Annotated in this window: 20 protein-coding genes; 4 read left to right on the top strand and 16 right to left on the bottom strand. The window is 44.2% G+C overall.

The genetic code is table 11. From position 1 onward, the window contains the following. Nucleotides 1-139 precede the first annotated feature (139 nt). Nucleotides 140-994, top strand: a complete 855-nt coding sequence (locus DFR59_RS11655; protein ID WP_158538372.1) for an alpha/beta hydrolase — start codon at nt 140-142, stop codon at nt 992-994. A gap of 39 nt (nt 995-1,033) precedes the next feature. Here the strand turns inward: DFR59_RS11655 and DFR59_RS11650 are convergent, their stop codons facing one another. Together DFR59_RS11650 and DFR59_RS11645 are read right to left on the bottom strand one after the other, a co-directional pair. Then, a complete protein-coding gene (locus tag DFR59_RS11650) occupies nt 1,034-1,705 on the bottom strand; it encodes a haloacid dehalogenase type II (protein WP_114745817.1) in 672 nt (223 codons plus the stop codon). Between the two features lie 10 nt (nt 1,706-1,715). After that, nucleotides 1,716-3,542, bottom strand: a complete 1,827-nt coding sequence (locus DFR59_RS11645) for a cation:proton antiporter (RefSeq protein WP_114745816.1) — start codon at nt 3,540-3,542, stop codon at nt 1,716-1,718. Nucleotides 3,543-3,810: 268 nt separating this feature from the next. Here DFR59_RS11645 and DFR59_RS11640 point away from each other — a divergent pair, with 268 nt between their 5' ends. Next, complete coding sequence (locus DFR59_RS11640; RefSeq protein WP_245948467.1) at nt 3,811-4,722, top strand: NAD(P)-dependent oxidoreductase; 912 nt, start codon at nt 3,811-3,813, stop codon at nt 4,720-4,722. A 27-nt stretch (nt 4,723-4,749) separates the two neighbouring features. Here DFR59_RS11640 and DFR59_RS11635 read toward each other — a convergent pair whose 3' ends face one another. From DFR59_RS11635 to DFR59_RS11605, 7 genes are all read right to left on the bottom strand, one after another. Beyond that, nucleotides 4,750-5,181 (bottom strand): DUF2231 domain-containing protein, encoded by a 432-nt coding sequence (locus tag DFR59_RS11635; RefSeq protein WP_114745815.1) that lies wholly within the window; start codon nt 5,179-5,181, stop codon nt 4,750-4,752. Between the two features lie 77 nt (nt 5,182-5,258). Further along, nucleotides 5,259-6,512 (bottom strand): sensor histidine kinase, encoded by a 1,254-nt coding sequence (locus DFR59_RS11630; RefSeq protein ID WP_158538371.1) that lies wholly within the window; start codon nt 6,510-6,512, stop codon nt 5,259-5,261. Next, nucleotides 6,505-7,176, bottom strand: coding sequence for a response regulator transcription factor (locus tag DFR59_RS11625; RefSeq protein ID WP_114745813.1), 672 nt, complete (start codon nt 7,174-7,176; stop codon nt 6,505-6,507). Before DFR59_RS11625 ends, DFR59_RS11630 begins: the two co-directional genes overlap by 8 nt. A 79-nt stretch (nt 7,177-7,255) precedes the next feature. Next, nucleotides 7,256-8,674 carry a Na+/H+ antiporter NhaC family protein gene (locus DFR59_RS11620; RefSeq protein WP_114745812.1) on the bottom strand — a complete coding sequence of 473 codons (1,419 nt, stop codon included), beginning with the start codon at nt 8,672-8,674 and terminating at the stop codon, nt 7,256-7,258. Between the two features lie 431 nt (nt 8,675-9,105). Continuing rightward, entirely contained in the window at nt 9,106-10,782 is a 1,677-nt protein-coding gene (locus tag DFR59_RS11615; RefSeq protein WP_114745811.1) for an acyl-CoA dehydrogenase family protein, read from the bottom strand. A 10-nt stretch (nt 10,783-10,792) separates the two neighbouring features. Next, a complete protein-coding gene (locus DFR59_RS11610; protein WP_114745810.1) occupies nt 10,793-12,319 on the bottom strand; it encodes a class I adenylate-forming enzyme family protein in 1,527 nt (508 codons plus the stop codon). A gap of 12 nt (nt 12,320-12,331) precedes the next feature. Continuing rightward, nucleotides 12,332-12,706: a MerR family transcriptional regulator gene (locus DFR59_RS11605; RefSeq protein ID WP_114745809.1), complete on the bottom strand. Its 375-nt coding sequence runs from the start codon at nt 12,704-12,706 to the stop codon at nt 12,332-12,334. Between the two features lie 212 nt (nt 12,707-12,918). Here DFR59_RS11605 and DFR59_RS20080 point away from each other — a divergent pair, with 212 nt between their 5' ends. Next, a complete protein-coding gene (locus DFR59_RS20080) occupies nt 12,919-13,068 on the top strand; it encodes a hypothetical protein (RefSeq protein ID WP_158538370.1) in 150 nt (49 codons plus the stop codon). A 57-nt stretch (nt 13,069-13,125) separates the two neighbouring features. Here the strand turns inward: DFR59_RS20080 and DFR59_RS11600 are convergent, their stop codons facing one another. From DFR59_RS11600 to DFR59_RS11585, 4 genes are all read right to left on the bottom strand, one after another. After that, nucleotides 13,126-13,590: a DMT family transporter gene (locus tag DFR59_RS11600; RefSeq protein ID WP_114745808.1), complete on the bottom strand. Its 465-nt coding sequence runs from the start codon at nt 13,588-13,590 to the stop codon at nt 13,126-13,128. Between the two features lie 11 nt (nt 13,591-13,601). Further along, nucleotides 13,602-14,030 carry a DMT family transporter gene (locus DFR59_RS11595; protein WP_114745807.1) on the bottom strand — a complete coding sequence of 143 codons (429 nt, stop codon included), beginning with the start codon at nt 14,028-14,030 and terminating at the stop codon, nt 13,602-13,604. 85 nt (nt 14,031-14,115) lie between these two features. Beyond that, nucleotides 14,116-14,430 (bottom strand): ArsR/SmtB family transcription factor, encoded by a 315-nt coding sequence (locus tag DFR59_RS11590; protein ID WP_114745886.1) that lies wholly within the window; start codon nt 14,428-14,430, stop codon nt 14,116-14,118. A gap of 173 nt (nt 14,431-14,603) precedes the next feature. Beyond that, nucleotides 14,604-16,190, bottom strand: coding sequence for a bifunctional metallophosphatase/5'-nucleotidase (locus DFR59_RS11585; RefSeq protein ID WP_114745806.1), 1,587 nt, complete (start codon nt 16,188-16,190; stop codon nt 14,604-14,606). Nucleotides 16,191-16,347: 157 nt separating this feature from the next. Between DFR59_RS11585 and DFR59_RS11580 the strand changes: the two genes are divergently transcribed. Further along, nucleotides 16,348-17,280, top strand: coding sequence for a phosphate/phosphite/phosphonate ABC transporter substrate-binding protein (locus DFR59_RS11580; RefSeq protein WP_114745805.1), 933 nt, complete (start codon nt 16,348-16,350; stop codon nt 17,278-17,280). A gap of 273 nt (nt 17,281-17,553) precedes the next feature. On the opposite strand, the gene phnE (DFR59_RS11575) is transcribed toward DFR59_RS11580, so the two are convergent. Genes phnE (DFR59_RS11575) through phnC form a run of 3 tightly spaced genes read right to left on the bottom strand, consistent with a single transcriptional unit; the run spans nt 17,554 to nt 19,900 of the window. Beyond that, complete coding sequence (gene phnE, locus DFR59_RS11575; protein ID WP_114745804.1) at nt 17,554-18,354, bottom strand: phosphonate ABC transporter, permease protein PhnE; 801 nt, start codon at nt 18,352-18,354, stop codon at nt 17,554-17,556. Then, a complete protein-coding gene (gene phnE, locus DFR59_RS11570; protein WP_114745803.1) occupies nt 18,351-19,130 on the bottom strand; it encodes a phosphonate ABC transporter, permease protein PhnE in 780 nt (259 codons plus the stop codon). Before phnE (DFR59_RS11570) ends, phnE (DFR59_RS11575) begins: the two co-directional genes overlap by 4 nt. Then, nucleotides 19,127-19,900 (bottom strand): phosphonate ABC transporter ATP-binding protein, encoded by a 774-nt coding sequence (phnC, locus tag DFR59_RS11565; RefSeq protein ID WP_114745802.1) that lies wholly within the window; start codon nt 19,898-19,900, stop codon nt 19,127-19,129. Before phnC ends, phnE (DFR59_RS11570) begins: the two co-directional genes overlap by 4 nt. Between the last annotated feature and the right edge of the window lie 67 nt (nt 19,901-19,967).

Here is a 19,967-nt window from a genome sequence, read left to right as displayed (position 1 = left end):
TTTTCAAAAGGCTCTTTTCTCAAAGTTTGTTGCTAAACAGATTTCAAAAAATTGTAATATATTACCGAAATATTACCGGTGTAAAACTTCTGTAAAATAACTTACAATATAATCAGAGACATATAAGGGAGACATAACATTGAACATACAAAAATTCTCTTACAAAAGTATTTTAGTCGGTGCAGTGGTGATTGTTGGCCTTATTTATCTATTCATCCGAAGCACTCAGGTTCAATCACAGAACTCGAACCTTGAACCCGAAGATAAAATTCCTACTGTGTTTGTACACGGCTATAAAGGTACATTCAATTCATTTAAAACAATGATGAACCGCTTCGACCAGCGATATAATTTGGGAAAGCGAACCCTTCTCTGCTTTGTGGATAAGGAAGGACACTTGACGTTCAAAGGATCGCTGCCAATTGGGCAAAAGCATCCGTTGATACAGGTTGTATTTGAAAACAACCGTGCAACCATCAATGATACTTCCTTCTGGCTGCAAAAGATCATGAAGGAATTAAAAGGAAAATATAACGTGGACCAAGTCTATCTCGTGGCACATTCCATGGGCGGTCTGGTCACTACTCAATATTTAGAAAACACTTATGGCAGCAGCGACTATCCTCTGCCGTTGAAATTCATCACCATCAGCACCCCATTCCAGGGAGTGACGAGAGCGTCATATGATAAAGTCAATACTGGCCCTGCCGTTGTGGACTTAAAGCCTGGATCGGAAGCTCAAAAAAGGCTGTTGGAAAATCGCGATAAATTCGATCCAACGATCCAAGTGCTTTCGATCGGCGCAATGGGAGACCAGGTCGTATCTGTCGAGAGCGCTACAGGGATGCGTGACATAGCAAGACCTGAACAGTATAAAGAGTCCATCATAAAAGACCAAAGCATCTCGCACAGCGGTCTTCATGAAACCGAACTCGTGGACCGTCTGATTTCTCAATTCCTATGGACGCCTAAAAAGATTCACGGAGAAAATTAATACAGTAAACGCCAGCCTTCATGACAGGCTGGCGTTTTTCTATTTCCAATCAAGAATTCCGTTCAAATCTTCATAGATGCGATCCGGCGTCAGATTGAGCTCCTCCACCGGAAGTTTATTTCGATTGATCCACGCTGTATGAAATCCGAAGTTTTTCGCTCCTGAAATATCCCATCCATTCGACGACATGAAGAGCACTTCTTCTCTCTTGACGTCTAAGGTTTTTAAAACATGCATGTAGGACGCAGGAGTTGGTTTATATTGTTTCACTTCATCAATGCTGATGACCTTGTCCAATAGACTGGTGAATCCCGCCTGCTCCACTAATGGATCGAGCATATCATGTGATCCATTAGAGAAGATCGCCAATGTCTTGCCTGCTTGCTTTAGCTGCGAAAGAACGGACTCTACCTCTTGGTAATGCTGAAGCTTCAAATACTGCTTCATCAGCATTCCTTCCTTTTCCGGATGAAGTTCTTCTTTATTTTCCAACACAGCATATTTTAAGGCATCCCTTGTAATATCCATGAACGTTTCATAATTCCCCATCAGCTGACGAAGGAAGGAGTACTCCAATTGCTTCCTTCTCCATGTCTGGCTTATTGCCTCCCCTTTGCCAGGATAGAATTCATTGCATTTTTCCATCACGGAATGAACATCGAATAGTGTTCCATAAGCATCAAAAATAAAAGCTTTAATTGTGTTAGTCATCGTATTCCTCCTATTCTTTTTTATCACGTTCTTCTCGTGCTTTAACCTCTTCAGGAGGAGCGAGACTGACGATAAGATCGCCCTCATCCCCTTTCAGTTCACTTTCATCCGTGAAGAATTCAATTTTCCGGGAGGATTTATGAATGAAAAGCAGGACGGTCCCTTCCTTTCTCTCTTCCAAGTATTGATCGAAATCATACTGGTCAGACAATGTTGTCTTTCGGAAAACATATCCTTTCTCCATCTTGTCATTCAGCATTTCCCATGTTGCCTCTTCCTTGAACAGGATCCTTCCTCCGATGGTATGCTCCAGCCTGTCGACATCGCCCGCTTTATTTTTTCGAAGGCTGAGCTGGAAAAGGTTGTTCCGGCCCAGTTCTGGAATAAATGTCGTACAGACAAGGGCATTGTATGAGTCCAAGTCCGTTGCGGCAATCAAATATTCGTATGGAGTGAGATCCAGGTGGAACTCTGTTTGTTCTGATAAGATCTCCCCTCGATAGGTCTTCACTCCTTCATTTCTGGCTTTGACCAGGTGGCTCCATGAAGAATCAGCGATGACTGTCGGCAATTCGAGTTCCTGAAAAATTTTCGCCAGTCCCACTGTGAAGGGATTCCCTCCTACAATAAGAACGCCAGGTTCGTCCCCAATGGAAAGGTCCAGCTTCTTCGCCAGCCATTTAATGGAGAAGCCGTGGGCACACACCGTTGAGAAAACAAGCGCAAGTGTCAGTGGGGTCAAAAGTCCCGCACCTTTAAAGCCCGCATCAGAAAGCACACTGGAAAAATAACCGGATACCGTCAACGCCACAATCCCTCTCGGTGCAATCCATCCTACAAGTGTCTTTTCCTTTGTGGACATATCCGTCTTGATTGTGGAAATGCCGATGGAAAGCGGACGGACTATAAAGAGCATCAGAAGGACATAACCGATTAATTTCCAGCTGAAGATCTGCAATAGAACGTCCATACTCAGAGCAGAAGTCAGCATGATATAAATGGTCGAGATGAGTAAAACAGAAATATTTTCTTTGAAATACCTCATCTCAGATATTGAAGAGATATGCATATTAGCCAAAGTGATTCCCATTGCCGTGACAGCCAGCAGCCCTGTTTCATGGTAGATCTCATCCGAAAGCGTAAAACAAGCCAGCACTGACGCAAAGACAATCGGCGACTTCAGGAACTCTGGGATATGCCCCTTTTCGAGCATCAATCCAAGGCCTTTTCCGACGAGCCAACCGAAGAACGCGGCAAGAAGCGACGCCAAGAAAAACATTCCCAGAGAACCAATCGTTTCTTTCTGGGAAATCATGAACTTGATAATTTCAAATGCAAAAACCGATAGAAGGGCGCCGAATGGGTCGACGATGATTCCTTCCCATTTCAATATGGCTGCCGGACGCGGCTTCAGCCTTGCCTGCCTCAATAACGGAAGAATGACAGTCGGTCCGGTCACGATGAACAATCCGCCAATAACAAAAGCGACAGCCCAGGAAAGGCCTGCTACATAATGCGCAGCAAGGGATCCAAGAATCCATGCGATGAATGCACCAATGGTGACGATTCGCAGTACCGGACGTTCCAATCCCCTGACTTCACGAAAATCAAGATTGAGACTTCCTTCAAATAAAATCACGGCAACGGCCAGCGAAATAATCGGATTGAATAGGTCGCCAAATACTTCTTTCGGGTGCAGGAACCCTGTAATCGGCCCTGCAAGCAGACCCGCAATTGACATGACGACAATAGCTGGAAGACGAAATCTCCATGAAACCCATTGTGACGCAATGCCGAGCACCGCGATGATCATTAAACTGAGTAAAACAGATTCCATGTGCATTCCCCCATAAAAACCAAGATGTTTTTTTATCTTATATACCCTAATAGCGGAAAGAAAAATTCAAGCTGAAAAAATAATTATTGAAAAGGCTATCTTCCTGCGAATTTGTACCTAGTTAAGGAAACATCAGGGAAAACAAGTAAATAAGTACTAGTTTTATCATTTCCTTTTTTAGCCATAAAAATTAGTAGGATTTTCGGACTATGCAGAGAGGGAGAAGAACATTGTTGAAGTTGAATTGTTTGTAAGAAGGGACGGATAGGTGAATAATAAAATCAAGCTTACTATGAATAAGAAAGGGGAAAATAATATGATTGGATTTATCGGATTGGGAATCATGGGGAGCCGAATGGCAGGCAACCTATTGAATGCAGGAAACGAATTGGTCGTTCATAATCGAACGAAGGAAAAAGCGGAAGACCTTTTAGACAAAGGAGCCGTCTGGGCTGAGTCGCCAAGGAAAACAGCCGAACAATCAGATGTCCTTTATACGATGCTTGCCAACCCTGGCGCAGTGGAAGAAGCAGCTCTCGGCGAAGACGGCTTTCTTGAAGGATTAAAAGAGGGCAGCCTATGGGTGGATTGCAGTACCGTCAATCCGTCATTTTCCCGCAAAATGGCTGATGAAGCCAAAAAGCGCGGCATTCGTTTTCTTGACGCACCTGTTGCAGGCTCTAAAATCCCTGCAGAAAAAGGTGAGCTGGTCTTTGTCGCAGGCGGCAGCCAAGAAGATTTGGCAGAAGTCGAGTCACACATGAAGGCAATGGGAAAAGCCATTCAATATCAAGGAGAAAACGGGAAAGGTACATCAATGAAGCTTGTGATCAACCTGATGCTGGCGCAAACGATGGCTGCCTTCTCGGAAGCCGTTTCCTTCGGGGAATCTATTGGATTGGAAAAGGAAACGGTGCTCGAAACCCTTCTTGGCGGGCCGACAACCGCTCCATTCCTGAATGGAAAAAAAGAAAAACTGCTGGCTGGCGACTACTCGCCGGAATTCCCGCTTGAACATATGCAAAAAGACATGCAGCTTGTCGCCCAAACAGCTTTTGAGCATGGAACCGCCCTGCCAATAGCCAATACGACGAAAGAAATCTATGCCTTGGCTAAGCAGCAAGGCTACAATGATCAGGATTTCTCTGCCATATATCAATTCCTGACGAACAAAAAGTAATTAAAATTGACCAAAAAACCGGAGATATTATTCTCCGGTTTTTGTATGGTCGCTATAAACGATTTTTCCTCCGTAATGCCCCGTCAATGCCAGTGTTGTCGTTCCCGCAAGGCAAAGAATGATAACGAGAGCCATCGCCATTTTAAATGGTTTGAACTTTTCCAAAACGCGGATCGCAAGGGCAATTCCGAATAAAATCAACGTAATCAGTGCATATGTTTCATGTGTATGAATCAGAGGTGATACCCCTCTTCCCCAATGCTGATGGGCAAAATGTTCTGCACCGTCTCCTGTCCAGTAGCTGAACAGCCCTGTTAAAAATCCTGCACCCAGCAAATAAAATGCTGCTTTATGAAAGAAATCCTTTTTCCAGACTGCGATAATCTGAGCAATCGTTCCGAAGATCAGAAGGGCAATCGGAAAATGGACCAATAATGGATGTAGGGGAGTAGAAAGCATATGAAACATCTCCTTTTAATTTGGATAAGCTTACTTTACCAATTCAACCTGAAAATAAACTGAAAATCTAAAAAGATTCATTTTTTTATTGGAAGCACTATAAAAATGGTTGTACCAATCCCGAATTGGCTCTCCACTTCTATTTCCCCGCCATGGGCATCCACGATAGCTTTCGCAATGGACAAACCGAGACCTGTCCCTCCGTACTTTGGAGACCTGGCCTCATCCCCTTGAAAAAACCGCTCGAAGATCTTCGGCAAATCCTTCTCTTCTATCCCCATGCCATTATCGCTGATTTTAACAATGGCAGATTCACGCTTCTTTTCTAGTTGTATTTTTATTTCCCCTTCGTCTTCCGTGAACTTCAAGGCATTATCAAGCAAAATATAGAAAAGCTGCTTGCACTTTAATTTATCCCCTAACAATATTATGTCCTTGTCCCATTCCTCTAAAAGAATCGTCTGCTGCTTTTTAACGACCGTCTTGTACTCTTGTTGAACCGTATGGGCTAGCTCAGATAGAGAAAACCATTCTTTGGACAGCTCCATTTTTTGATGATCATACTTCGCAAGCACCAGGAGATCCTCTACCATCTTTTTCATCAGCTCGGACTCTTCCTTTAAATCCTTTAATATTTCTTGCCCTGAAGAAGAAAGACGAGTTTTCTCTTCCTCCTCCAAAACTTCTATGGATGCAGAGAAGATGCTTAAAGGCGTCCTTAATTCATGCGAGGCATCTGCAGAAAACCTGCGCTGCCTCTCCACATTCTGTATCACCGGGTTCATAGCCCTTTTGGCCAGTCTATCCCCTATGAGAATGGAAAGGAGAAATGCAGCGATTCCGATGATTATGAGCATCACCAGCCAATTTTCCATTTGCTCATGGACGGCGCTTAAATTCTTCGCTGCCAATAGGGTTTCAGTCCCTCCCCGATCATTTTTCATCCGCACACTGACAAGCATGTATCGCTCGTCTTCCGATTGATGCTTCAGCTTGATGATTGAGGGATCAGCCTGGCAGCACGGCGCTGTCTGAAAATAATCTGTGACTTCTTCTACAGCGGGAGAACTGTCAGTTTCCTTTAAAATAAGACGGCCATCTGCCTCTTTAACGCCGATGATATAAAGTCCGTAGCGTGGCTTTTCTTGTAAACCGGCATGTTCTACTAGAGACTGTCGTTCCATTTTGACTGCGTCCGCCAGATTTTCCTTCTCCACTTCATAAATGCGGGCCTGAAAGGAAAAAAATAAGACGACGAAAACGACAAATAGGGTGAGGATCAGCCAAATGCTGTACGACAACGTCAAATGTCTTCTTAATTTATCAAACATTTTCATCACTCAGCATATAGCCGACTCCCCTCATCGTCTGGATATACTGTTTTCCATTTAATTTTTTCCTGAGCAGCTTGACCATCGCTTCCACCGTATTGGCAGTGGCATCTGAATCCAAGCCCCATAATCTTTCAATAATGGCGTCTTTGGAAATCACCTGATTCCGATTACGGATAAACAATTCGAGCATCTGAAACTCTTTTGGAGTCAACGCGATCATCTGTCCATTTCGATGAACGGTCCGCTGGTTTAATTGAATCTCTAAATCTTTAAACCGAACGGCTTCCTGTTCGAAGTTTTGCGTTCCTCTTCGTGAAAGAGCGCGGATACGGGCAAATAATTCTTTGAACTCAAACGGCTTCACCAAATAATCGTCAGCCCCGGCATCAAGACCCTCGACACGATCGTCTACATCCCCTCTTGCCGTCAGCATCAAAACAGCCCCATCAAAACCGGCTGACCGGAGCTTTCTGCTCACCTCAATGCCGCTCATCTTTGGGAGCATCCAATCTAGAATCACGATATCGTAGTGCATCCCGGCTGCATATTCAAAGGCATCTTCGCCATTTTCAACCCACTCGACTACCTGCCATTCCTTTTGAAGCATCCTTACAATCAGCTTCGCCAACCGCTGATCATCTTCAGCCAGCAGTATTTTCATCATCATCACCTACATATGCCTGTCATTTCTTGATTTGAGTGTAACAGAAAAAACGCCTTATGCAGGCGTTTTTCAGGTGCTACCGGAAAATAAATGATGCAACGGCGAACAGCACGGTACTGATCCCGGCCGCAATACAAGCTGGCAGAAGTTTTTTCTTCGAATACTTAATGACATCCAGGTCGAGGATTGTACACAGCGTCACTGAGTTATCACTGAGAGGCGAAGCAAAAGCCCCAAATGTACCACTCGCGAATACCGCTCCGATAACGACTAAGATATTGACACCCGCGTCGTGCGCCATCGTAATCCCGAGAGGCATCAAGAGACCCCAAGTTCCCCAAGAAGACCCGATGAAATAAGAGATCAAACCGCCAAGCAAAAATAGGACTGGTGCAACAAACATATGCGGGATCCAATCCACATGAGCGGTAATGTAATCCGAAAAATGCAGATCCTCTGATACGGCCGAAACACCCCAAATAAGGGCAAGCAGAATGATGACGGAAATCAGCTCATTGCCGCCTTTGACAAAGTGGGTGACCAGCTTCGCCAATTTAATCCGCTGAAATAAGAAAAACACCAGTGTGAAAAGGAAGGCAATCATCAATGATTCAAGCATGACGCCAAGCGCGTCGCTTCTGATGAAAGCATCCAAGAAGCTCTTCGCTTTAAAATGCCCATCCCACCAGCTTAAGAATATCGTAAAACCTAAAAATACAGCGAGCGGCAAAATTAAGTTCCACGGCTTGATAGGAGTATCCTTCTCATACGCACGGTGGCAAGACTCAAGATCCTCTTCCCCTTGCTCATCATTAGGCGTCTGCCCTGTGTTCTCGCCTACTTCATCCTTTGCTTTTCGGAAGAAGCTGTAATAAATCCCAATCAGGATGATGACGAATGAAAAAAAATTGAACGGAATGCTTTTGACATACACCATATATGGCTCCTGATCCGATCCCACTTCCTTCAAGGCGTTGCCGATGGTCGTTACCATATAGCCGACAAAAGCGGTCGCAATCGGCACCAGCCCAACAACGGGATTGGACGTGGCTTCGATGGCAAATCCGATATTTTCCTTCGACATTTTCAGGCGCTTCCTCAACGCTTTCATGATCGGTGAAATAGTGACAATGCGGAAATCGGGGTCACTGAATGTGCCGATAGTCGAAATCCACGTTAAAAACATCGCACTCTTTTTTGATTTCACTTTCTTGCTGACGAGATGAACGAAACCCTTGATCCCGCCTCCTAGTTTGATCATGCCAATCAAGCCGGCAAACCCATACAGGAAGATGATGATCCTGATGTTGCTGGAGACGACGATATTATCCACAATATAAGAGATCATTTTTTTGATTCCGCCCAACAGCGACGGCTCCACTAAATAGCTTCCGAGCAGCAGCCCCACAAAAAGACCCGGCTGTACCTGCTTCGTGAGAATTGAAATGGGGATAACCACCAAGAACGGCAGCAGCGCTATCCAAGAAGCTTCCATAATTCACACACCACCCTAATATGTACAAGATATCTATATTATGGGTTTGAAGATGATGCTTTATGTATAGAAATGCAGGAGGGGTTGTTTAGACTGGGGAGCAAATCCTCACGTGGCAGCGGCCGACCAATGAAGAAGAGACAATTTGCCAGGCTGCGCCGATATTTGGCAAGCCCCTCAGCCCTATTTTATCCTAATATATGGAAAGCAGGGCGGTTAATAACGAAAGTGTTGAGATAAATCCCGAAAGTGAATCGGTCAGGCCGAAAGTTGTGAGATAACACGCTAAAGTGGGCTGGTCAGCCCCAAAAGTGGGGAGCAAACGCCGCGCGTCCCATCGCCAGAACTCAAAAATTTTCAAATTCGCTGTGTTTAACAACAATAAAAAAGGAAATGACCCGGCAGACAACCGGATCATTCCTCCAACTCCATCAAACTTGGGCTTTTCCTGCCTTTTTCCAACAGACGATTTCATCAAAGTACCGAACTGATTTCATTTCTTTATCCAGCAGCTCTTTTTGCCACGTGTCTTCGAGGAAAATTTCTGCTTTCATTCGATCCCTTTCCGAACCGGCTGAAGCTTCTATTAAAACTGTCACGCTTTCAAACACATCGCTGATCAATTTTGCCATACGCTTTGAATGATAGGTTTGGACATCAGCGGCTGAAGCCATGAGGAACTCGCCTAATTCTTTTACCTTCTGCAGCCCTCTTGCAGCAGGCTCCGCCAGTGTCTTCAAATTAAGCGGAAGTCCATCCAATTCGGCTTCCATTTTTTCAACGAAAAGCTCATGCGACTTAAATTTTGTCATGAGCCTAAGAACTTCAAGCCCTAAGATATTGGCGGTTCCTTCCCAGACAGTCAACACTTGGGCATCCCTTAACAGCCTCGGGGTGACGAAGTCCTCGATGAATCCATTGCCTCCATGCATTTCAATGGCTTCGTGGGCAAAATGGATCGACTCCTCAGCCGTTTCTTTCTTTAATACTGCGATCAGAAGGCGATTAAGCACCATTTCTTCCTGCGACGCACTGCTATCAACGTTCATGACCTTATCGAATAAATCTACAAGGCTGAATACCGCACTTGTCTCGACTTCCTGCTTCACGGCAAGCCTTGTCAGTGTATCTTTTATCATCGGGTAATCAGCCAGTCTGTTCCCAAAAGCTTCTCGGCGGAAAGCATATTCCTTTGCTTCCACAAAGGCGCGCCTCATGATTCCGATGGAGGCAATGGCATTGCAGACCCGGGATAGATTCAACGCCTCCATCATATAGTAGATTCCTTTAGAAGGCGTCCCCACAAGATAGGCTCTGGCACCGTCGAACACCACTTCAGCGGACGGGACAGCTTTCACTCCGAGTTTATCCTTCAGCCGCCTGATGGAAATGCCATTTAAGCTGCCGTCTTCTTTTCGCCACGGAACAGCGAATAGACTTAACCCTTTGGTTCCATCAGGAGCGCCTTCCATTCTGGCGAGAACCATGGCCACCCCGCACATTCCAGCGTTGGATGCAAAATATTTTTCGCCGAACAATTCATAGTGATCGCCATTTGGGACCGCCTTCGTTTCATTGGCGCCGACATCGGAACCACCCTGCCTCTCCGTCAGAAAAGTGGCCCCTTCGTAAAGTTCTTTTTCACCCGTGGAAATGACATGAGGAAGAAATTTTTCCTTGATATCGTCATCAGCATAGTGCTCCAGTAAATAAGCCGTTGCCATCGTCAAAGTGACAGGGCAGTAAAAGCCCGGCTCAGTTTGGGACAAAAGGTAGCCTTGGGCATAGGAATACATGTAGTTGCCTTTCGTCCCCAGGTCCGGAATTTCCTTATGGACATATCCGACAATCCCTCTGTTGTAGGTTTCCTCTACAGTCTGTTTATAGCCTTCATTCACCCAAACCTCCGAAACGTCTTCACCGAAACGGTCGTATTTGATCAGCTTCGGCTGCCCTTCCCGGTCGGTATGGCGAGCACGTTCATCGATGGTGGTCCCGCACTCCCTGCCAAAATCTTCGAGCTCGCTCTCTGCCCAAGCAAGGAATTCCGGCTTTAAATATTTCTTCATCAAATTTTGAAAATGCTTGTCTTCTTGGTAAAAGTTCATGGTGGTCACCTCACAATTCAATTTTTTCTTCGGCTTCTTTTTTCAGTACATGCTTAAGTATTTTCCCGGTAGCATTTCTAGGCAGCGCATCTATTTGTTCATACAATTTTGGTATTTTAAATGGAGCCAGCTTTTCTTTTAAAAACAACTTGCATTCATTTGGAAGATCTTGAATCTGCTTTTCAGCAATGATAAATGCTTTGACTGTTTCTCCCCACTCCGGATGGGGAACTCCGACGACAGCCGCTTCAGAAATAAGGGGATGCTGCAATAGCGCTTCTTCTACTTCTTTCGGGTAAATGTTAACCCCTCCAGAAATGATCAAATCTTTCTTTCGGTCAACGACCCAGAAATACCCATCATTATCCCGCTTTCCAAGGTCTCCTGTTTTAAGCCATTTTCCCAAAAAAGCTTCAGATGTCTTCACCGGATTTTGATAATAACCATTCATAAGGCCTTCCCCATATAGTACAATTTCTCCTACTTCACCCGGGGCTGCATCTTCTCCGTTTTCATTTACAATCCTTATTTCCGTACCAAGAGCCGCTCTTTTACCTATACTGCCTGCTTTCTCTTGATGCTCCCATGGCATGAGCAGCGTTCCACTTGGTCCAGCTTCGGTTAATCCGTAGACACAATACAGATCCTTAATACCAAGCTCTCCCTGTATGAAGTGGACTTCTTTTGCAGTAAGAGGAGCCCCTCCATACACCCAATACTTCATTGATGAAAGGTCATATTTGAAGCGATCCGGCACTTTAGCAGCAAATAGATATGCCACAGGTGCCCCGAAAAAATGAGTGGCTCGTTCCTTATCCACCAATTCCAGCAGTTTTTCGGGAGTGAATACCGGACTTAAAATATGCATAGCTCCTACATATACGCCTGCTATCAAAAAGAGATGCAGGGGAGCAGAGTGGCTGAGCGGCATTAAATGAAGAATGCGGCTCTCCGGTTTCATTTCCATTTCCACACACATCATCACAGCTGCAGACAGGAGGTTTCGATGGGTAAGAAGGACTCCTTTTGGTTTACCTGTCGTTCCAGATGTATAAAGAATTGCAGCAGGATCATCATCCTTACTTAAAAGTTCAGCTAAGTCATTCGAATCTTTGCTTCCCATAAATTCTTCAAATGAACCCCAATCTGTATTTGAATCTCCCGTTTTAATTTTCACAAGGTCATTGGCATGGATTGACCCCAGCTCACTAAATAGTAAATGGTCGATTATGAATACTTTCGCTCCACAATCCTTAAGGATGTAATCCACCTCGCTTTTTGTCAGCTTTGCATTGATCGGCACAATGATCGCGCCTAACCTCATGGCGGCAAAGTAGCTGATTACAAACTCCTTCGTGTTTGGCATGCAAAGGACCACTCTGTCTCCTTCCTTCACACCCTTGTGAGCTAAACCGGCAGCCATGGCATAAGCAGACATACGTAAATCAGAATAAGTAAGCCGATCTTTCCCCGAAACAACCGCTTCTTTATCCGAATACTTTCGTCCATTCCGCTCCAACAGTTCCCAAATGTTCAATCTAATTTCCCCCTACCCCAATTTGTTTTTAAAGGCTTCAACGAGTTCTTCCATTTCTTCTTTCATTTCCTGGAGTTCTTCCATTCGGCTGTGAATCTCTTGAATCTTCTCCTCACCGTAGGCAATCGTTCTTTCTAGTTGAGTTCTGCCAGACCTGTCCTTATCAAAGAGCTGGATCATTTCCTTGATTTCTTCTAGATTAAAACCGTATCTCTTCCCTCTAAGAATCAGTTTGGTCCGAATGTAGTCCTTCCTTGTATATATTCGGGTGCCTGTTTCGGATCGCATAGGGTTTAGCAGATGCAGTTCCTCATAATACCTCAAGGTCCGAGTCGTCACATCAAATTCACGGGCAAGCTCCGATATTGAATGTTCCACCTCATCCATCCTTTTTAGAATATTTAGTTATTTCAATCTTACCATTTACGTTAACGTAAACTGCAATAGAAGATAGAACAAAAAATGGGACAAATTTCGCTGGATGAGAGTGGCTGCTCAATTTCAAAATTAGGATAGTTGAGCGGTTGGGTCGGAAAGTTGCGGGGTTGCTTCCGAAAGTTCGGGGGTCAAGCCGAAAAGTTGAGGGGTGCCTCAATAAAGTGCGCAGGTCAGCCCCAAAAGTGGGGAGCAAACGCCGCGCGTCCACAGCGGCCAAGCACGGAAGAAGGGACAATTTGCCCGGCTGCGCCGCTATTCGACAAAAACCGGGGCGTGACAGGCAATTTGATGTCGGTACATTCATCTCCTAAAACACCAAAAAGGCTGCAAATCACCTTTGGATTTGCAGCCTTTTTATGATGAAGTTATTAAGATTTGGATTGTTCAGTAGAGCGTTTATTCCCTTGGTATATGAAATAAAGAGCGATGATCATAAACAGTATTGCCACGAGGCGCTTCCAATCCAGCGGGATGACTAAACTATCGAACCAGCCAAATTTATCAATGACTATGCCAATGACCAGCTGGCCGATGATCCCCGCAATATTCGTTGCAATGACACCGATTCTTGGAACCGCAATAACGGTGAGCAGCAGATAAATAGTACCTAAAAATGCTGCGCTTAACTGCCATTTAGGTGCCGAGAGTATCCCAAGTACATTACCTTGTCCGAAAAAGAGAATCATGACTGTAAGGAATAGTAAGCCAGTAAAGAACGTTAAAAATGTCGTTTCTATCGTTCCTGCTTTGCGGCTGAATGTCCCATTAATAGAGGATTGTGCGCTTAATGCGATTCCCCCTATTAATGTAAATAGAATCATTAATATATTCATTTTCGAACCTCCTAGTTAATGAAAATAAGTGCAATGATCATTGAAATAACTGCAAATACTTTTTCTTTATTAATTTTCGTCTGCTTGCTTCCAAGCCAGCCGAAATGTTCGATCACCATACTCATGACCAATTGTCCGATGATGACTGCCACCATGGTTATCCCGACTCCGACATACGGAACACTGATAACGATTGCTGTTAAATAGGCGACACCTAATAGTCCTCCAAGCAGCGTCCATTTAGGTGCTTCCACCGTATAAGAAAGTTTGCCTTTTCCAAAGAAAATCCATAATAATCCCAGTATGATTGACCCCATAAAGAAGTTATAAAAACTAGTTTCCAGCTGGCCTATTTCTTTTCCAAGCTGACCGTATATTGCGCCTTCAAAGCTAAGTGCAGACCCTGCTAATACGGCTAAAATATATGAGACGTAACGCATAATAACAACCTCCTAAATTTATATAATTAAATATCCAGAAAAATCGATATATGTGGGCAAAAAAATAGAAATCTAGAAGATCTTCTTAGATTTCTGTTTTAAAAAACTCGGCCACCTGTAAAATCACTTCTTCATTCCGCCTGTAATAAGTCCATTGTCCATAACGGACCGATTCCAGCAGACCTGCTTTTTGCATCATGTTCAAGTAATGTGAAACCGTGGATTGAGAAGCTTTAGCTTTATCCTGAATATCCCCTACACATACTCCTCCTTTGATACTTACCTCCTTTGGAAGATGAGCGCCTTGTTTAGGGAAATGCTTCTCGGGTTCCTTCAACCACTTTAAAATGTTAAGTCGAGTTTCATTTGATAACGCCTTAAATACTTCGATAGGTTCCATAGACACTATTATATCGAGATTTATCGATATGTCAATTTTACCGTTTCCACCGAATCCGCATCTATCGACAAAAATCGGGGTGTGACAGGGACTTTGATGTCGGCACTTTGCTCTCACTCATAAAAAAAGAACCGACTCTTTTTAGAAAGAATCGGTTCTCGAAATATACTCAATCAGTCATGCGTTACTTTCCAGTTGTGGTCTACTTTGGCTTCGATGACTTTTCGCTCGAGGATGTAGTTGGCGATCAGTTCGGATACATCCATCGGGAGGTCGACGATGACCGGCTTGTCCTTAAACATCATGTAATTGCCGCCTCCGCCTGCGCGGTAGTTGTTCATGACGACATCATATTCTTTCGAAGGATCGATTGGTTCACCGTGGTAATCAAGCTTTGTGATGCGCTCACCAAATGGTCTGGAAATATTGATTTCGTACTCGATTCCTTCCCACATGTCATAATTATAGTGTTCAGGCTTAGGGTAAAGGAATTTTGGATTGACCTCGATTTCCCCTCCGGTATACGGTGCGAAGTAGGAAGCGGTCTGCTCCAGCGCATCTTTGAGGTCAGCTCCGGTGATCCGGATGACCTTCAATGTATTTGGATAGATATAGTTCGCGACGACATCCCTCATTGTCACATCTTCGGTCAAACCAGGTGCCAGGTTATCAAATAAAGAAGTGCTCGAGATATCAACGCCCACTGCTTCCATCTGCACGCGGTTGAAGAACTCAATCAAGGCATGGTCGCCAGTCCTGATTTTCATCGGATCTTGAACTTTCATATCTCCGAGGATCTTCCCGATCGGCTGGTCTAGCCATTCCTGTGTTGCCTCTTCATAGTCCTTTACCATGGCGAGGACTTCTTCATCCGCCACTACTTCTTCTGTATATAAAAGCTCGGATGTTTTCGATTGGACCTTCCACTCCCCATCCGTGAAGGCCATTTCCACATCTACTTTCCCGAGGGCGCGCCCTTGGCTTCCAGGCTGGACGACCAATACGCCATTGACTGATTCTCCGGAAATGAAGCGGTGCTGATGGCCTGTCAACAATACATCGATGCCTTCTACTTCCTGGCACATTTGATAGCCTTGATTTTCGCTCGTCAAGACTTCTGTCGCCTCTCCTGTTTCCAGGTCTCGTTCAAAGCCTCCATGATAGGACACAACCAAAAGGTCTACTTTTTCTTCATTTTTTAAATAAGGGACCCATTTTTTTGCTGCTTCCAAACAGGCTTGGAATTCAATTCCTTCTATATGTTCTTCTTTTTCCCAATTCGGAATATAGTGGGTAGTGAGGCCAAGCACCCCGACCCGCGGTCCTTTAGGAAATTCCTTGATCAAATAAGGCTTGCCAAAGAAGGGTTCACCCGTCTCCTTATTTAATAGATTGGCCGAGAGCCATGGAAAGGAGGATTCCTTAATGGATTGATGCAGAAGCTCAAGTCCATAGTTGAATTCATGGTTCCCGAAAACGGCTGCCTCATAGCCCAAATGATTGAGGATTTGAATCATCGGATTGGGTTTCCCTGCTTCAAATCTCGCATAGTGGTAGGTAAGAGGCGTTCCTTGAATGACGTCCCCATTGTCAATGATGAAAGTATGTTCTGCTTCTTTTTTCACTTCATTTATTAGCGTCGAGATCTTCCCGAGTCCAACTGGGCTCTCTGCATTCAGCCCATAATTAATCGGATAAACATTGCCGTGCACATCGCTGGTTTCCAGGATGGACAGCTTGAAACGCGCATCAGTCTTCATTTAAAATCATCCTTTTTCGTGTTCTATAATCCCATTCTACTATAAATTGAATCTATTCTTAAAAATAAAAAAATCTTTAAAAATAATTTACAATTGTTTTCAAATTTTATGGTATATTATAGTAGCATTACAAAAATATTTTCTATGGGGGAAAATCATGTTTAAAAAGCTTACTTTATTTGGTATGTCTTTAGGTCTAGCATTCGGTGTTCTTGCCGGCTGTGGTTCAGACGACAAAGAAAATGGAAAAGGCGACAGCAAGGGGTACGAGCCTAAGGAATTGAACGTACAGTTCGTTCCATCACAAAGTGCTGAGACACTTGAAGCAAAAGCAAAGCCATTAGAAAAATTATTGTCTGACAAATTAGGGATTCCTGTACATGTAAGTGTATCAACTGATTACAACACTGTAGTAGAAGCAATGGGTTCTAAAAAGGTAGACGTTGGTTTCTTGCCTCCTACTACATACGTACTTGCTCATGAACAAGGTGTAGCTGATGTATTGCTTCAAGCACAGCGCTTTGGCGTTAATGATGAAGACGGAACTCCTACAAAAGATCTTGTAGATTTCTATAAATCTATGGTTATCGTGAAAAAGGATTCCGACATCAAATCTATCGAAGATCTTAAAGGCAAGAAAATGGGTTGGCAAAACGTAACTTCTTCTGCTGGTTATGTATGGCCTGCAGTTGAAATGAAAAAAGCTGGTCTTGATCCTCAGAAAGACGTTCAAGGCGTAACTCTTAAAGGACATGATACTGCTGTTCTTGCAGTTCTTAATGGCGATGTTGATGCAGCTGCTACATTCCAAGATGCCCGTAACATCGTTAAGAAAGATGCTCCAGATGTATTTGACAAAACTCGTGTACTATTCTTTACAAAGCCAATCCCGAACGATACAATCTCCGTTCGCCCTGACTTGACTAAAGAATGGAAAGACAAGATTGCTGATGCGTTCATTTCTCTTGGAAAAGACGAAAAAGGACACCAAATCATCAGTGAAATCTACTCTCACGAAGGCTACACTAAATCTAAAGACTCTAACTTCGATATCGTACGCGAATACGAAAAAGAAGTTGAAGGTCAATAATATAGTTTGATAAACGTTCAGGGGATCATCTTAGGATGGTCCTCTTTTTTGTGCTGACTAATAATACGGTACCGGGTCCAATAGGCAAAAAAAGAGATATTCTAGCAAAAAACAAGCTTGTTCCAGCAAAATCCCATGAACTTCTAGCGATTTCAAGATGACTTCTAGCAACTTTCGGAAAACTTCTAGTAATCCACCAACCATCCGGCCCTCCAACCAGTCAAAATAAGCCGCATCCCAACAGCAGGATGCGGCTCTATAAATTCAATTCTATTAAACGATCTTTTTGCGGATGGAACCGGAAATCAAGTCGATTATAGTTACCATCACGATGATTCCGAGAAGGATGATCCCTACACGGTCCCAGGAACGGCCGGCAAGTGCGAAGATCAATGGTGTACCGATACCACCGGCACCGATGATTCCAAGGATGGTTGCAGAACGGACGTTAATTTCGAATCGATAAAGGGTATAGGATAAGAATTCAGGCATGACTTGCGGGATGACCGCAAACCAGATGGTCTGAATTTTGTTGGCGCCTGATGCCTTCAAGGCTTCTGTCGGGCCAAGGTCCATACTTTCCACGGATTCTGAGAAAAGTTTCCCAAGCATCCCGATGGAGTGGATTCCGAGGGCCAAAACCCCAGCGAAGGATCCAGGTCCAACAGCTTTGATGAAAAGAAGGGCCATGACAAGTTCAGGGAAGGTACGGACGAAGCTCAAAATGAATTTTCCCAATCCTGAAACAGGTCTGAATCTGTTCATGTTGTTTGCTGCCCAGAATGCGAAAGGTACACACAAGAAAGCTGAAATAAATGTACCTAAAATGGCGATAGCCAATGTATCCAGAAGACCGCGGAGCAAGTCTTCCCCTTCAGGATCATATACATAGTCCCAATCAGGATGGAAGATTCCATGGAAAATCGATTTAGTGATTTGTGCAGCGGTTTCTTTGAATCCTTCCAATGGCATTCCGGCAAACGCCCAGATGTAGACGGCGGCCAGAAGAATGATATAGATCCACTTTTTTACTCTATTCTTTTTTGGCGGCTTTACAATCATATCGGTGCTCATATTAATTTCTCCCGGATTTTAGTACTGATATAGTCAATTAGCAATACGACAACCAGTGTGAAAATGATGATGCTGGCAACGCGGTCATATTGGAAGAATCCAAGCGTTCTTTCGTAGAAAATCCCAATACCACCGGCTCCGACCAACCCAAGGACGGCTGCTGCACGAACATTGATTTCAAATGTATAAATAGAGTAAGAAAGGAACTGCGGCAATACTTGCGGGATGACCCCGAAGAAAATCCATTGAATTTTATTGGCGCCGACTGCTGTCATCGCTTCAAGCGGCCCGCGGTCAATGGCTTCGATGGACTCATATGTAAGCTTTGCGATAATCCCTAAAGAGAAAATCGTCAATGCCCAGATACCAGGCAATGGCCCAAGTCCAAAGATCGCAACGAAAATCGCTGCAAGCAATAAGTCCGGAATTGTACGAATCAAGTTCAAGATGAATCGGAAAGGCTGTACGATCCAATTGGATTCAAACACGTTGGAAGCGGACAAAAGCGCTAATGGGATCGCAATGATTGCCCCAAAAGTTGCCCCTAAAAGAGCCATGCGGATGGTCTCAAGCATAGGATCCACTACATAAGAAAAGTAAGACCAGTCAGGCGGGAACATCTTGGCCAAAAGGACGCCGATTTGCGGAAGCCCTTCGAATAGTTCACTGAATGTTGCATCCGTGCTCTTCGCACTGACCCAGAAAAGAACAACCATTAAAACGACCGTCATCCAAAACTTTGTGCGAGCTGGTTTTTTCAATTGATCCTGGGTCATGAGTTTTTCTCCCCTAGCAATTCATCCTCTTTAATCTCACGTCCGTAGATTTCAGAGAATACGTTGTCAGTCGCTTGTTCAGTAGGACCGTCAAATACGACTTCTCCTGCACGGACCCCAATGATGCGCGTAGCATATTCCCTTGCTAGATCGATAAAGTGCAAGTTTACGATAGTCGTGATGCCCAGTTCTTGATTGATGCGTCTTAAATCATCCATTACTTGGCGTGTTGTAAGTGGATCAAGGGATGCAACAGGCTCGTCTGCCAAAATAATCTTCGCTTCCTGAGCAAGTGCCCGGGCAATGGACACACGCTGCTGCTGTCCGCCGGAAAGCTGGTCTGCACGTGTATAGGCTTTATCCATGATATTAACGCGTTTAAGGGCGTTTAAAGACAGCTCTACGTCCTTTTTAGGAAACAAGCCTAAGATGGTGCGAATCGTGGAGTGGTAGCCGACACGGCCGCTAAGGACATTTCGCAGCACTGTGGAGCGTTTAACGAGATTGAAGTTTTGGAAAATCATCCCGATGTCGCGGCGGATCTTTAGAAGATCTTTCCCTTTCGCTTTCGTGATCGACTTTCCATTGATGATGATCTCACCTTCTGTAATATCGTGCAGCCGGTTAATCGAACGAAGCATCGTTGATTTCCCTGCTCCTGAAAGACCTACAATGACAACAAATTCTCCTGGTTCAATGGTCAGATTAATATCTTTAAGCCCCACTGTCCCATTTGGATACACTTTCGAGACATTCTTAAATTCGATCATACCTTACCCAACTTTCCCCATATTTTTATTCTATTAATTCGCTAAAGTAATCATTTAGAAAGAATAG

The sequence above is a fragment of the Falsibacillus pallidus genome, assembly GCF_003350505.1.
In the GTDB taxonomy this organism is placed as follows: Bacteria; Bacillota; Bacilli; order Bacillales; family DSM-25281; genus Falsibacillus; species Falsibacillus pallidus.
Note: the sequence above shows the minus strand (reverse complement) of the source record. Positions and strands in the feature narration are given on the sequence as shown.